This is a genomic window from Campylobacter sp. IFREMER_LSEM_CL2194 (genome assembly GCF_025771685.1).
In the GTDB taxonomy this organism is placed as follows: domain Bacteria; phylum Campylobacterota; class Campylobacteria; order Campylobacterales; family Campylobacteraceae; genus Campylobacter_D.
The window spans coordinates 1-15,557 of record NZ_JAKMQS010000005.1; the positions used below are offsets into that span (position 1 = coordinate 1).

Annotated in this window: 12 protein-coding genes; 5 read left to right on the forward strand and 7 right to left on the reverse strand. The window is 29.0% G+C overall.

Annotated features, from left to right (window positions below; translation table 11 throughout):
• Positions 1-25 precede the first annotated feature (25 nt).
• From L8V79_RS03260 to mqnE, 7 genes are all read right to left on the reverse strand, one after another.
• The gene (locus tag L8V79_RS03260; protein ID WP_263702460.1) at positions 26-766 is read right to left on the reverse strand and encodes a Tfp pilus assembly protein FimT/FimU; all 741 of its coding nucleotides are present in this window, start codon (positions 764-766) and stop codon (positions 26-28) included.
• The gene (locus L8V79_RS03265; protein ID WP_263702461.1) at positions 763-1,920 is read right to left on the reverse strand and encodes a hypothetical protein; all 1,158 of its coding nucleotides are present in this window, start codon (positions 1,918-1,920) and stop codon (positions 763-765) included. The genes L8V79_RS03260 and L8V79_RS03265 overlap by 4 nt, the downstream gene beginning before the upstream one ends.
• A 6-nt stretch (positions 1,921-1,926) precedes the next feature.
• Positions 1,927-2,460: a hypothetical protein gene (locus tag L8V79_RS03270; protein ID WP_149062121.1), complete on the reverse strand. Its 534-nt coding sequence runs from the start codon at positions 2,458-2,460 to the stop codon at positions 1,927-1,929.
• A gap of 2 nt (positions 2,461-2,462) precedes the next feature.
• Positions 2,463-4,862: a molybdopterin guanine dinucleotide-containing S/N-oxide reductase gene (locus L8V79_RS03275; RefSeq protein WP_263702462.1), complete on the reverse strand. Its 2,400-nt coding sequence runs from the start codon at positions 4,860-4,862 to the stop codon at positions 2,463-2,465.
• Between the two features lie 64 nt (positions 4,863-4,926).
• Positions 4,927-5,367, reverse strand: coding sequence for a phosphoribosyltransferase (locus tag L8V79_RS03280; protein ID WP_263702463.1), 441 nt, complete (start codon positions 5,365-5,367; stop codon positions 4,927-4,929).
• A gap of 9 nt (positions 5,368-5,376) precedes the next feature.
• Positions 5,377-6,693 carry an NCS2 family permease gene (locus tag L8V79_RS03285; RefSeq protein ID WP_263702464.1) on the reverse strand — a complete coding sequence of 439 codons (1,317 nt, stop codon included), beginning with the start codon at positions 6,691-6,693 and terminating at the stop codon, positions 5,377-5,379.
• Between the two features lie 8 nt (positions 6,694-6,701).
• Entirely contained in the window at positions 6,702-7,766 is a 1,065-nt protein-coding gene (mqnE, locus tag L8V79_RS03290; RefSeq protein ID WP_257933294.1) for an aminofutalosine synthase MqnE, read from the reverse strand.
• A 115-nt stretch (positions 7,767-7,881) separates the two neighbouring features.
• Between mqnE and L8V79_RS03295 the strand changes: the two genes are divergently transcribed.
• The 5 genes from L8V79_RS03295 (at position 7,882) to L8V79_RS03315 (ending at position 15,525) form a co-directional block, all read left to right on the forward strand.
• The gene (locus L8V79_RS03295; protein WP_263702564.1) at positions 7,882-10,236 is read left to right on the forward strand and encodes a nucleotidyltransferase; all 2,355 of its coding nucleotides are present in this window, start codon (positions 7,882-7,884) and stop codon (positions 10,234-10,236) included.
• Positions 10,237-10,239: 3 nt separating this feature from the next.
• Positions 10,240-12,039 (forward strand): glutamine--fructose-6-phosphate transaminase (isomerizing), encoded by a 1,800-nt coding sequence (gene glmS / locus L8V79_RS03300; protein WP_263702465.1) that lies wholly within the window; start codon positions 10,240-10,242, stop codon positions 12,037-12,039.
• A 128-nt stretch (positions 12,040-12,167) separates the two neighbouring features.
• Positions 12,168-13,559, forward strand: a complete 1,392-nt coding sequence (gene fumC, locus L8V79_RS03305; protein WP_263663843.1) for a class II fumarate hydratase — start codon at positions 12,168-12,170, stop codon at positions 13,557-13,559.
• A 42-nt stretch (positions 13,560-13,601) separates the two neighbouring features.
• Entirely contained in the window at positions 13,602-13,976 is a 375-nt protein-coding gene (locus L8V79_RS03310; RefSeq protein ID WP_263702466.1) for an HIT family protein, read from the forward strand.
• Between the two features lie 196 nt (positions 13,977-14,172).
• On the forward strand, positions 14,173-15,525 hold the full coding sequence (locus L8V79_RS03315; RefSeq protein WP_263702467.1) for a hypothetical protein: 1,353 nt from the start codon (positions 14,173-14,175) through the stop codon (positions 15,523-15,525).
• Positions 15,526-15,557 lie beyond the last annotated feature (32 nt).

The window sequence follows — 15,557 nt, forward strand, 5'->3', positions numbered from 1 at the left end:
CAGGGTGATACAACATCAATATATCTTATAAGGCATGACAGTAGGTGTTTTTATTATTAAGTATAATATTTTGTGATTTATTTGAAGAAAATTTAGGGATATAAGCATAGCCACTAATGGGATTTATAATAATGCATATATGCTCATTTTGATTATTAGATAATCTTATAATGCAATCATTATTAAAAGAAGCAAGTTTATCATAAGCACGTGTAGCATTTTTTAAAGGCGTATATAAACGACCATAATCATCAAAAACTAAACGCGTACTTCCTTTACAAACACCTTCAAATAAAACTTTAGATATACCATAAGTTTTTTCTATATTGTATTTTAAATTTGCTTTGAAATCATTTTGATTTATCACTCCACTTTGACCTGAGTTCATTAATATATCTGGATTGATAAGATCAACAGCTATTTCTCTGTCTTTATTGATCATATTTTTACCTATGTTTGCATTGCCATCGCCGTTTTTATCTAAAAAAATGGTATAGGTTTGTTCATTATTAGTGGCAGATTTTGAGCGTATAAAATACAGCTGCCATTTAGCCTTAAACCACTCTCGTTTAGCAATATTAAATTCTTTAACTCTAAAATCATTTTGCATTAAAGCTAAATGTCTTGTGTATTTAATATCATTTAAAACTTGCTCAGCCCCCAAGCGCAAATAATCAGGTTTATAATAAACATAAGCCATAGAAAATAATAAGGATAATACTATACAAACAAAAACCAGTTCTATTAAAGTAAAAGCTTGTTTCATTTTATAAAATAATATACTTTATGCTTACCTAAACTAACATAGATTTTACTAGCTTTTTTACTAGAATGAAGTTCTAGCTTACCTTTGGAAATACCATAAAATTTAAGTCTTAAGGCTAGTTCTTTATCTTGTGTAGCAATATGTGTGAGATTGTGTTGTTTTAAATTTAGAGCTAATTCTTTAGCTATGTGATAATCATAGGCAAAATGTTTTTTAGGATCTTTTAATAAATAATAAAAACTTTGATTGAAAATAATACCAAGATAAAAAAATAATAAAAATATCAAAGAACATTCTATAAAAATTTTATGTTTTAGGCGTAATTGTGGCATTCTTGAACGATAAGAAGACATTAAATAGCGAATCAACAAAGGCGTACAAACCACACAAAAAGGTAAAAAATCTTCTAAAAAAAGTCTTTGTCTTATAGAAAAAATTAAACAAAAAACAAAAGTACTTGCACTAATAAACCATAAAAGTGGCTTATCATCTTGTAAAAGAATTCTGTAAACAACATAAAAAAAATAAAGAAAAATCAAAGGCGAAAAACAAGCTGCAAAAATACCCAAAGTATCCAAAAAATACCCCTTAGGCTTTCCACTTGCATCAAATCCATAAACACTCATTGCGATAGCAAATAAAATCAAAGAACATATAATAAGTAATTTATCTTTTTTATAAATAGCAAAAAAGAAAAAAGATAAGTATAAAATTGCAAAATTTCCATCTACAAAAAGAACTAAAACTAGTAAAACATAAAATAAAAATATTTTCTTATATTCAAATAATACTAAAATTAAAAGTGTAAAAAATATCACAATACTTGATTCATTGATAAGTAAAGCGCTAGCTACACTACCAGGGAGCAATATAAAAAGCACCACAGAAATAAAAGCATCAAAAGAAGTTTTGGTGTATTTTAAAGCTAAAATGTATAATAAAACACAGCTTAAAGAGTGCAATAAAACAAAAGGAAGTCTTAATCCAAAGTCATTTTGACCAAAAAGAGTGGTGCCTAATCTAGCGATCATAGCAATTAAGCTATGATCATAAAAATAAATTTGTGCTTCGTTGTAGCTTATAGATAAAGTGCTTATGCCATACAATAAAGCACAAAAATCAAAAAATAAAACGGCTAGCAAATACCTTTTCATTTTTGATTAGTCAAGTTTTACAGGTCCATTACTTGCATGAGATTGTAAAAATCTTAAAATTCTATCTTTTTCTGCATCAGTAATTTTTGCAAAACCTTGCATAGCAGATAAGTATGCATCCCATTCTTCCATTAAATGTTCTTTTGGTTTATGCGCTGCGTGACAACTTGTACAAGTATCATAATAAGTTAATTCTATCTCATCCCAGGCAAGAATTTCTTGATCGGTTAAATCTTTACTTTTAACTAAAAATTCCATTTCATTACTTGCATTTTTAGCATTTAAAGTAAGCAAAAGATAAATTCCATCTTTAGTATAAGCAAGGCTTTTTGGATTTGTCTCCACAACCTCGCCTTTAACTTTAATCAAAGAATATTCACCCTCTTCTTTTATAAGCTCTACTTTAGAGCCTTCATAAATTTGCCCTACCACTTTTTTACTAGCACTATCTAAAAGATCTACTTTTTCATTAAAAATAAACATATCTTTAGCAAATAAAGCACTAGCTAAAAAAGTCAATACTAATATAATCTTCTTCATTATTAAGCTCCTATAATTTCTGGTGGTGTAGTTGAGTTATAAGGTTTTATAACTTCTTTTAGCTTTTTAATACCCACTAGACAAGTATTAACACTAGTTGCTTGAGCCATAGTTGAAGTTGGTCTTGAACTTGTTAAAACATTTACATGACCTGCATTGCATCTTGGCTTGCTATCGCTTACATCTTCAGGATCATACCAAGCACCCTCTTGGATACTAATAACCCCTTCCATAATATTATCTGTTACAAAAGCCCCTGCTAAAAGCGATCCACGATCATTATATACTTCTACAACTTCTCCGTGTGTAATACCAAGTTTTTTAGCATCATTTGTATTAATCATCACAGGCTCTCTACCTTGAATTTTATACAAATCTCTCACCCAAGTATTATCAAGCTGAGAATGCACTCTATATCTTGGATGCGGGCTTAACAAATGGAAAGGATATTTTTTAACTAATTTTTCATTACCTAACCACTCAGCTGGTTCAAACCAAGTTGGATGTGCTTTAAAGTCTTCCAAGTTATATTTTTCAAATTTTGATGAATAAATTTGAATTTTTCCACTTTCTGTTGCAAGTTTATTTGCCACAGGATCAGCTCTAAATTCAGAGTGTCTTACGAAATTATAAGCTTCTTTTGGAGCTTCAAAATGAATAAATCCTTGTTTCCAAAAATCAGCAAATTCCATATAATAAGGACAATCACTTCTGCCATAAAAACCTTCAAGCCACTGCTCTTTTGTTTTATTTCCGGTGAATTTTTTATGCTCTCTTTCACCTATTCTTTTTGCCAATTCTTCAAAAATATCATAATCATTTCTACTTTCAAAATAAGGCTCAATTACTTTTTTCATAGCATAAACATAATCTTGAGAATAAGAACCACCAAAACTAATATCATCTCTTTCTAAAGTTGTAGTTGAAGGCAATACAATATCAGCCATTTTTGCCATAGGCGTCCACCAAGGCTCATGTACAATTAGCGTATCAAGAGTTCTTAAAGCTTTAATAAGCTCATTTGTATCTGGATGATGACCCAATACAGAAGCACCTACTACATACATCATTTTGATTTTTGGATAGGTAATCTCTTTACCTTTAAACTTAACTGTTTTGCCTGGATTTAATATTGCTTCTGAAATTCTACTTGCAGGGATATTAGTATCAAGATTATTTTTACCTTGTGGTAAGCCTACTGGTAATCTTACACCTGAAAATGCTTGTCCACCACCTGAATAGTGCATTGAAAAACCAAATCCACCACCAGGTAAACCTACTTGACCTATCATTGAAGCTAAAACCATTAAAGTCCAATCAGCTTGTTCACCATGGTGCGCTCTTTGCATAGCCCAGTTACCTGCTAAGAAAGTTCTATTTTTCACAAAAGTATCTGCTAATGCGGTAATAACTTTTTCTTCAACACCGGTAATATTTGCAGCCCAAGCTGGAGTTTTATCAATACCATCAGTTTTTCCAAGTAAATAAGGTAAGAATTTGTCAAAACCATCAGTATATTTTTCAATGAATTTTTTATCGTATTTTCCACTTTTGTATAAATAATTCATCATACCAAGCATTAAAGCTACATCGGTATTTGGACGAATTTTAATCCACTGGGCATTTAAAATTTCTGCTGTTTGAGTGTATTGAGGATCAATAGTAATAAATTTGATATTTGATTTGCTGTATTTTTTATAATACTCATCATTACCACGATTTGCAACTTTAAAGTCAATTTGGTTACATTTATAAAGATCAGCTCCCCATAAAACATAAACTTGAGTATTTTCTAAAATAACCTCATGAGAAGTTTGTAAAGAATAAACTTCTAAATCCCCTACTATACTAGCATTAACCTTACCAGCAGCTCCATTACTATACTCTCCATCAGTGCCGATATGACCACCTAAAGCAGTATTAAAAAATCTTCCTGCTACTGAGTTACAATTGTGCAATAAACCTACATGCCCCCAAGCACCATAACTTGCATTAAATAAATTTTCAATAGGAGTTTCTTTTAATTTTTGCAATACAAGCTCTAAAGCTTTTTCCCAACTTACTCTTACAAAAGGCTCTTTACCTCTTAATTTAGGTCTTTTCTTTCCTTCTAAAAAACTTTTTCTAACACAAGGATACTTTACCCTAGTATCTGAATAAGTTCTATCAATGATAGCATCAGTGATAATAGAAGGATGTTTGTCAGATTGTTGTGGTGTAACTTTTACAAGTTTTCCCTCTGAATTTACTTCAGCCCAAAAAGCACCAAAGTGAGTTGCGTGAGGAATTTTTTTAGTATCATAAAATTTAGTTCCCTCACTTGCAGCCATTAAAGGATTAACCGAAGCAATCACTGAAGTAGCAGCAAGTCCTTTTAGAAATTTTCTTCTTGTTAAACTCATAAGACATCCTTTCTTAACAAAATAAAGTCAAAATAATATTATAACATTTGTATTTGATTTAAAACTAAATTTTAATACTCCAAAAAAAGTCAATCCACTCTTTAGCTTCTTTTATATAAAACTCAGGGATTAATAACGCTGAAGGTTTATAAAAAACACTTGCTACTTTAAGTTCTAAATGAGGATATTTTTCCATTAAAACTCTTTTGATTTCTATCATAGTTTCACCACTATCTATAATATCATCTACCAAAAGAACTTTTTTATATGAATTAAGATCAGGGATATTAAAAATTTTAATCGTATCTAACTTTTGGGTATCTTCATAGTGAATGGAATTTAAAGAAAATAAATTTCTATTACCCATACCTTCTGCTAAAAAATGACCCAAAGTCATACCACCTCTTGCAATGGCAAGTAATACATCAGGATTAAATTCTTCCTTAATTTTGCGTGTAAAAGGAATAATTTCTTTTTGAAATTCTTCATAAGCATAATAATACATAATCACTTCCTATAAAAATTGTAATAAAAATACTAGCAATGAAATCGCACTTAATACAATAATACCAAGATTAATTTTATCAAATTCTTTTTGCATGATACGCATAAATAAATACGCAATAAATCCAAAAGCAAAACCTGTAGTAATAGAGTAAGTCAGTGGCATCATGATGATAATAAAAAACGCACTTACTGCTATAGCTTTATCTTTAAAATTAATATTTGCAACTTCCATAAACATTAAAACACCAACAAGCACCAAAATAGGATAAATAGAATTTGCAGGAATGGCTTTAAATACTGGCAGTAAAAATAAAGTAAAAACAAAACATATAGCAGTAACTAAAGCTGTAAGTCCTGTCCTACCTCCTGCTTCTACCCCTGCTGAGCTTTCCACAAAAGCAGTTACAGTAGAAGTTCCAACAACCGCCCCCATAGCCGAACTTGCCGCATCAGCGCCCAAGGTTTTACCTAATTTTTTCTCACCTTGCTTTGGATCATCAAAGATTTTTCCTCTTGAGCCTACACCTGTGATTGTACCCACACTATCAAAAAGCTGAGTAACAAAAAAAGTAAGTACTATAGGAATCATGCTAAGCTCTAAAGCTCCTTTAATATCAAGCTTACCAAATATAGTACTTAAACCATTATCTCCACTAATAACTGGTAAAGATAAAAGTTGCTCAGGAAATTTAGCTCCATCAATACCAAAAATCCAAGCACACAAAGCACTTACAAAAACAGCTAAAATAAACGCAGCTTTAATCCTCCAAGCCCAAAAAACAAAAACCAAAAACAAGCCAAACAATCCAAAAAGCACTTTAGTGCTTGAAAAATCGCCCAAACCTACTAAGGTTGCTTCGCTTTTGGTGATAATCCCCATTTGCACAAGTCCCATAAAGGCTATAAAGGTTCCAATACCTGCTGATATGGCTTTTCTTAAATCATTTGGTATGCTTTTTATCACCCAAATTCTAAAATTAGTAAAAGATAATAAAGTAAAAACAATACCCGATAAAAACACAGCTCCCAAAGCACTTTGCCAAGGAATTTGATAGGTATTACACACACTAAAAGTAAAATACGCATTTAGCCCCATACCCACACTCATAGCCACAGGAGTATTAGAGAAAAAAGCACTAAAAGTAGTAGCTATAATAGTTACTAAAGCAGTTGCGACAATTAAAGCTTCTAGTGGCATACCTGAATTACTCATAATATTTGCATTAACCGGTATAATATAAATCATTGCTAAAAAAGTAGCAATACCTGCATAAATTTCAGTTTTTACATCACTATTATGTTCTTTAAGTTTAAAAAAATCCATTTTTATCCTTAATAAGTTTTTAATTCATTATACAAACTATCTCGTTCTATTGCTATATAGCCTGAGCTTTGAATCATTTCTATAAAAGTTTTTAAACTCAAGCCATTTGAACTTTTTGCGCCACCTGCACTTTGTATGCTTTCTTTTTCTATAGTACCATCTAAATCATTTGCACCAAAATCTTGAGCTACCATAGCTAAATTTATACCCATAGTTGCCCAATAAGCTTTAATATTTTTAATATTATCAAGCACTATCCTTGCTATAGCTAAGGTTTTTAAAATTTCTACCGAGCCAAGCGGTTTTTTACCTGTAATAAAACTATTATCTTGTTGCCAAACCAAAGGAATAAAAGCATTAAAACCACCAGTTTGATCTTGAAGATTTCTCAATCTTATCATATGATTAATTCTATTTTCTCTACTTTCTATATGCCCAAAAAGCATTGTGGCGTTACTTTGTCTGCCTTTTTCATGCCAAAGTTTATGAATTTTTAACCAATTTTCACTACTTACTTTACCATGACAAATTTTTTTTCTAACTTCCTCATCAAAAATTTCAGCCCCGCCACCTGGCATAGAATCAACGCCATATTCAAGCATTTTTTCTATCACTTCTTCATAGCTCATATTAAAAGCCCTGCTTAAAAAATCAATCTCAGCAGCAGTTAAGGCTTTAATATGTAAAAATGGATATTTTTCTTTAATCATTTTAAAAATTTCCAAATACCACTGCCATGAAGTGTTTTTATTATGTGCTGAAACGATATGAATTTCTTTTGTATCTCTTAAAACTGTTTCATCAACTATTTTCATTATCTCTTCGTGCGACATAGTATAAGGATTAGGATTTTTCCTGTGTGCTGAAAAAGCACAAAATTTACAAGTATCTGCACATATATTTGTAGGATTAATATGGCGATTGATATTAAAATAAACCTTTTTACCATGCAAATTAGTTCGAATTCTTTGTGCGTATTTGCCTAAAGTAAAAAGCTCTAAATCCCAAAGCTTGTTAGCTTCTTCTTCATTTAATCTTTCTTGATTTTCTAGTTTTTCTATAATTGTTTGCATGTTCTTACCATTTTTTAAATTTAAATTACAATTATAATTTTAACTTACTTAAAATTTAATACAAAGTATTTTTGGTATGATACTAGTAAAATTAAATAAGGATTATTATCAAGTTATGGATATACAAAAAATTCAAAAATTAAAAAATTCTTTAAAAGATTATGAAGCTTATTGCTCTAGACTTTTTTTAAAACAAGGCTCGTTTAGTTTTTACCATTCTAAAGAAATTGATCGTTTTATAGAAGATGTTTACGAGCTTGTTTTGAATGATTTTTTTGATGATTATTTTCCGCATAATGATAAATTCCCTTTTTGTATTATCGCTATTAAACAATATGCTAAAATGAATTTAAGTATAAAAGAAAATGTTGATTTATTACTTATTTATAAAGATATAAAAGCTTATAATATCAAGCCTTTAATGAAAGCATTTATTACTTCATTAAATGATATTAATTTAAATATCAATTATCAAATTTGTGAAATAAATGGACTTTATAATATAGCTAAAAATGAACTAAAACAAAATATTTTACAATATCGTTATATTTGTGGATCTAAAATTTTATTCAAACAAATCAAAGAAAAAATTTCTCAAGCTCAAGATGAATTAAAAGAAGAATTTGCTTTAAAAATCTTACAAGAATTTAACCCTTATCATCAACCTTTAATCAAGCAAGAATTTGATATTAATAAAAATTTTGGTGGTTTAGATGAGCAGCTTGATATAGAAAATTTAAGTATATTATTTAAAGATTCTCCTAAAAATTATATGCTTAATTTTATCAACGAAAAAGAATTAAGCGAATTTAAACTTGCAAGTGATTTTTTATTTTCACTTAAATGTGCAATGAATCTTTTAGAAGGTAAAAACACTAATTTATTTTTAATACAAAATTCACAAGAACTTGCCAACTTAATGCAAAAAAAAGAAAAGAAAAATTTAGATCTTAAATCCATACTTATTCAAAAAGCTATGCAATGTATGCAAACTTGTGGAATTTATACGCAATTTTTAGCAAGGTGTATCCAAGAAAAACACTATAAAGATAGTAAGCTTTATGAAACACAAAATAGCTTTTTTACTTATTCTAGTAAGAGTGAAAACCTAAACTCGATATTAAATCAACTTTTAAAATTAGATGATAAAGATTATAATTTTGATATCAAACTCATTTTTACACTAAGAAGAGCAGAAAATAAAGATGAAAATTTAGAATTATTCAAGAAAATTTTAGAAAGAAAGCATTCTTTTGCTCTTTTAAAACTTCTTGCTGATGCTAATATTTTAAAAGATTTTTGCAAACCTCTTACTCAAAGCAAATTCTTGCTTGAAGAAGAAGGTGTTTATAGTGCATTAGATAGAGCATTACTTTGCTTAAAATACTTTGAAGAAAAAGATTATAGCTTTGATGAAAATACACTTTTAATAATAAAACTCACCATACTTTTAAGTGCTATTCATGAAGAAAATGAAATTTCTTTAGCAAATATTTACAGAGCTTATGTAGGAAAATTCCAAGTTGATAATGAGCTTTTAGATTTTGGCTTAAGATTGTATAAAAATTTTAATGCTTTTAAAGACATTATAGAAAAAGAAGATATTTATAATTCTACTATTGTTTTAAATTTTATTTCCAAATTAAATGATATAAATACCTTAAAAACCTTACATCTTTTATCTTTTTGCAATGCTAAAGCTTTGGGTATAGAAAATCATTTTTATTATAAAAGTTTAGAAAGATTATTCCAAAATGCATTAGAAGGCTTTGAGGATGAGAATTTAATTGATGAGAGCCAAAGAAGAGTAAAAAAAGAACAAACCCTAAAAAGAAGTAAGGCTTTTTTAGATCTTGATGAACAAACTCAAAATAATATTACTCATATTAAATCCAATTTATTTTTTATAAAAAATAGTTTTGAAAAAATAATTAAAATAACACAAATTACACAAAAAGAAAATTTTACTTTTTGGCTTGATAATCAAGATAATTTTACCCTAGAACTTATAATGAATAGAAAAAACAATCTTGAAAATATACTCAATACTTTAAGTTCTTTGAATTTAATCTTTATGAGCTTCTTTGAATTATTTGATGAAAAAGTTTATTTGAAATTTGAATATTCAGATATAGTAAGCGATACTCAAAAACAAAGTTTAGAAAATTTACTAAATTCTAAATTACATTTAAAAGTACAAAAAAAGGCAAAAAAACCAAACATTAAAAAAGATGAATTAAAATTAGATATGAATTATTCCAAAAGCTATGCCAAAATAACCTTAAACACAAAAGATCAAAAAGGTTTAATGGCTTATGTGATGGATGTGCTTGCAAGATATGATATTATCTTAAGCGCAGCAAAAATTCAAACCATAAAAGAAAGAACGCGAAATGTTTTGATTTTGCATAAAAATGAAAGCTTGCAAGATCATAAAGATCAAATTCTTAAATCACTAATAAGCGAGTAAAAGATGTGTGGAATAGTAGGATATATAGGAACCAAAGAAAAGAAAAAAATCATATTAGAAGGCTTAAAAGAGCTTGAGTATAGAGGTTATGATAGCGCTGGCATAGCAGTAATGAAAGATGGGGAGTTAGACTTTTTTAAAGCGGTTGGAAAATTAGAAAATTTAGCCAATAAAACTGCTAATTTTAATAGTGATGGCTTTGGACTTGCTATAGGCCATACGCGTTGGGCAACTCATGGAAAACCAACTGAAATAAATGCTCATCCACATTTAGGACAATACTCTTGCGTAATACATAATGGAATCATAGAAAATTACCAAGAATTAAAAACAAAACTCACACAAGAAGGTATTAATTTTCTAAGTCAAACTGACACTGAAGTTATTGTACATTTATTTGAATACTATGCAAGCAATTTAGAACCATTTGAAGCTTTTAAAAAAACTATAGCTGAACTAAAAGGTGCTTTTGCAATCTTGCTTGTAAGTAAAAAAGATCCTAATACAATTTATTTTGCTAAAAATGCAGTGCCACTCATTATCGGAAAAAATGGCGATGAAAATGAATATTATTTTGCATCAAGTGATGCACCTTTAGTTTCTTTGGTAGATAAAGTAGCTTATCTTGAAGATGGAGATTATGGATATGTGAATTTAAACGAATGCAAAATTTGCCATGATCAAGCTTGCATACAACCTGCTTTTGTAGCCTTAAGTCAAGATAAAAGTTATGCTCAAAAAGATGGTTATAGATTTTTTATGGAAAAAGAAATTTATGAGCAAAGTAGAGTTTTAGGCGAAGTTTTAATGGGACGCTTACAAGGTGAGCAGATTGTTTTTGAAGATATAGATGAAACTCTTTTGCAAAACATAGATGAAATAACACTTTGTGCTTGTGGCACAAGCTATCATGCAGCATTAAGTGGGGCTTATTTGCTTGAAAGACTTGCAAAGATTAAAACTAAAGTTGAAGTAGCAAGTGAATTTAGATACAGAGAAGCCATTATAGGCAAAAATACTCTTTTTATAGTAATCTCTCAAAGCGGTGAAACGGCTGATACACTTGAAGCTTTAAAAATAGCAAAAGCACAAGGAGTTAAAACTTTAGCAATATGTAATGTGGATAATTCTAATATCGTGCGTTTAGCTGATATATCATTACTTACTAGAGCGGGCATTGAAAAAGGTGTGGCTTCAACTAAAGCTTTTGCCACTCAAGTAGCAACTTTATGGATGCTTGCAATCTATCTTGCACAAAAAGCAAATTTAGATATGGGTAAAGAAATCAAAGCTCTAAGAAGCTTGCCAAGTATAGTTAAAGTTGAACAAAACTTGCATGAAAAAGTACACAGAATTTCAAAAAGATACCTACATGGCCATGGCTTTTTCTTTATAGGAAGAGATGTATTTTATCCACTAGCATTAGAAGGAGCTTTAAAATTAAAAGAAATTTCATACTTACACGCTGAAGGATATCCAGCAGGTGAAATGAAACATGGGCCTATTGCTCTAGCAGATAGCGAGCTTTTTACCGTTGCACTAATGCCGCAAAATTGCCTTTATGAAAAAACCAAATCAAATGTAGAAGAATTAGCTGCAAGGGATTCTACCCTACTTGCTATTTCTCCACTTGATTTTGATTTAAGCGATGATTTTATAAGAACTTCAAAACAAGAACACTATATGTGTGAATTTTTTGAAATGATGGTGATCTTACAGCTTCTTGCCTTAGAAGTTTCTATAAGACTTGGTAATGATGTAGATATGCCAAGAAATTTAGCAAAAAGTGTTACCGTAGAATAAATATTTTGTGTAGTTTTGAAAAAACTACACTTTTTTAAAAAATTTTATAAATACTTCTTAAATTATAAGCAAACTTTAGGGTTTATTTGGTTTAAATATCATATCTTATTTTATTACAAGGAAAAGCCATGGAATATAGAATCGAACACGATACTATGGGAGAGATTAAAGTTCCTAATGATAAATATTGGGGTGCACAAACTGAAAGAAGTTTTGAAAATTTTAAAATTGGTTGTGAAAAAATGCCAAAAGTTTTAATTTATGCTTTTGCAAATCTTAAAAAATCTTTGGCTTTAGTAAATAACAAACTTGGCAAATTAGATGATGCTAAAAAAAATGCTATTGTGCAAGCTTGCGATGAAATTGTAGCAGGAAAATTTGACGATAATTTCCCACTAGCAATATGGCAAACAGGTTCAGGCACTCAAAGTAATATGAATATGAACGAAGTTATAGCAAATCGTGCTACTGAAATTATGGGTGGTGATTTTAGAAAAGAAAAACTTGTTCATCCAAATGATCATGTAAATATGAGCCAAAGCTCAAACGATACCTTTCCAACTGCTATGAGCATAGTTTCAGTAGAACAAGTAGAAAAAAAACTTATCCCTGCTTTAGATGAGCTTATTGCGACTTTTGAAAAGAAAGTAAAAGAATTTGAAGGGATTATTAAAATAGGAAGAACTCACCTTCAAGATGCTACACCACTTACCCTAGCTCAAGAATTTAGTGGATACCTTTCTATGTTACTTCACTCAAAAGAGCAAATCATCGCTTCTTTGCCTACATTAAGAGAGCTTGCAATAGGTGGGACAGCTGTTGGCACAGGATTAAATGCACATCCAGAACTTAGTGAAAAAGTAAGCGAGGAATTAAGCAAGCTTTTAGGCACTAAATTTGTTTCAAGTCCAAATAAATTCCATGCACTAACAAGCCATGATGCTATTAATTTTACCCATGGAGCTATGAAAGGCTTAGCTGCAAATTTAATGAAAATAGCAAATGATATTAGATGGCTAGCAAGTGGCCCTAGATGTGGTCTTGGAGAGTTAAACATACCTGAGAACGAACCAGGAAGTTCTATCATGCCAGGTAAGGTTAATCCTACTCAGTGCGAAGCCTTAACTATGGTTGCAGTGCAAGTTATGGGAAATGATGCAGCTATTGGTTTTGCAGCAAGCCAAGGAAATTTCGAACTTAATGTTTTTAAACCTGTGATTATTTATAATTTTTTACAAAGCCTTGATTTATTAGCTGATGCTATGCATTCATTTAATATCCACTGTGCTGTTGGCATAGAGCCAAATAAAGAAAAAATAGATCATAATTTACATAATTCTTTAATGCTAGTGACTGCATTAAACCCACACATTGGCTATGAAAACGCAGCTAAAGTAGCTAAAAATGCTCACAAAAAAGGTATTTCTTTAAAAGAAAGTGCTATGGAGCTTGGCTTGGTAAGTGAAGAAGACTTTGCCAAATTTGTAGATCCTACAAAAATGATAGGACCAAAAAAATAATCAAAAGACTAGGAATATCCTAGTCTTTTCTTAAGGGTTAGTATGATTTATGAAAATGATTATTTATTTATAGAAAAAGAAAATTCTCAAATTCCTTGGGTGAAAATTTTTACTAAAGAAAATTACAGAGAATTAAGTGATTGCCCAGCCTTTTTGCAAAATATGCTTTTTCAATATGTTTTAGCTTGTGAATTAAGCCTTAGAGAGTACTATAACCCAGAAAAAATCAACATAGCTTCCTTTGCAAACTATGTACCAAGAGTGCATTTTCATGTTATGGCACGTTTTAAAGAAGATGGTTTTTTTCCTGAATGTATGTGGGGAAAACAGCAAAGAAAAATTAAGGATTTAAATTTACCTGACTTTGAAGGATTTATATCAATTTTACTTAAAAAAATAAAAAATATTCATGTTTAAAAAATTTATTAATTCTAGCTATATAGCTTTATTGAATCATCCACTTGGAGTTATTTTTTATTTATGTTTTTGGTTTTTCGTAGCATTTTTTTATAATTCATATCAAACTAGTATTTTTTTACTTTTAACCCTATTTATAATTTTTTGTGAAACATTCACTGAATCAAAAAGCAATTTAATACAAAATTATAAAAGTGTGAAAAATTTATGGGTTGGATTTTTTGGGCTAATTTTTTATATATTTTTAAATTTTATTTTTAAAGATGGTATAGAAAATTATTTAATATTTTTTACTAATAATTCTTTGTATATTTCCTTAACAACAGCTCTTATAGCTTTAGTATGTGCAAGAAAATTATATGATTTTAATTATTTTCATCATTTTTTAGCTGCCATTTCTTTTAGTATAAGCTTTTGGTTCATTTTTGGTATATTTTTGGCTATATTTTATGGTTCATTTGATTTTTTATTTGATATTTCTTCAAGCATGTTAGATTCTTGTGTTTTATCATTATGGCTTTGTAGTGCTGGAATTTTTTCTTTATTTTTACTTGGCAATTTTACTTCATACAATTTTCATAAAATTTTTGTTTTTATACTAAATACTTTTAGTATTTTATATATAATCATGCTTTTTACCTATGGTTTAGGAGCATTATTTAATCTTTTAGAAAATCTTAGTATAGTTCATTTATGTCTTTGGTTTGGTAGTTTTTTATTAATTAATCTTTGGATAAATTTATCTTTTTATAAAATCAAAAAATCATTACTTTATGCCTTTTTTATTGTGGCACTATCACTAAATATTTTCGTATTTTATGCTATTATAATTAGAATTACACAATATGGCTTTACGCCAGAACGCTTAGCAGTATTAGCTTTAAATTTATGGCTTTTGATTGCAAATTATCTAAGCGTGTTTAAACAAAAAATAGCATTAAAATTTTCTTTTTATCTACTTGCACTTATGACGCTATTTTTAGGATTTTTTGCAAATTACATAAGCTTTTCTTCACAAAAATATCAATTGCAAAAATTAGAAATCTCTATACATTCTTTAAATCTTGACTATATTCAAAGCAGGCAATATTATAATCAAATTAAAAGCGTCAAAAACACCTTACATAATCTTAATAAAAATTATAACAACAATTATAGTTTTGATGATTTTTTAAAAACTTATAATTTAACTCATTTAAAACCACAAAAGATAGAATTTCACAATATGTCCAAAAAATTTCATCCAAAATACTCTAAATTAAAAGAAAATTACGATGAAGTATTATTTGATTTTGTTGCTAATTCAAGCGACTTTAAATATTTTATGAAGATTGATGATAATACCTTATATTTTTTACTTCAGGAAAAAGAACTTTTAAAGCTTGAAAATTTTGACAAAATCTTAAAAAATTATCAGAAAAATTCACAATTAAGCTACAAACTTAGCAATAACTCGTCTTTGATTTTTATCCCTTTGGAGTTTGACATTAATATAAAAGGTCAAATAACTTTTTTTAAAACTCATATTTTCATTAAAAACACCAAATAGACTTTATTTATGCAAATTTTCAAATCTGCACA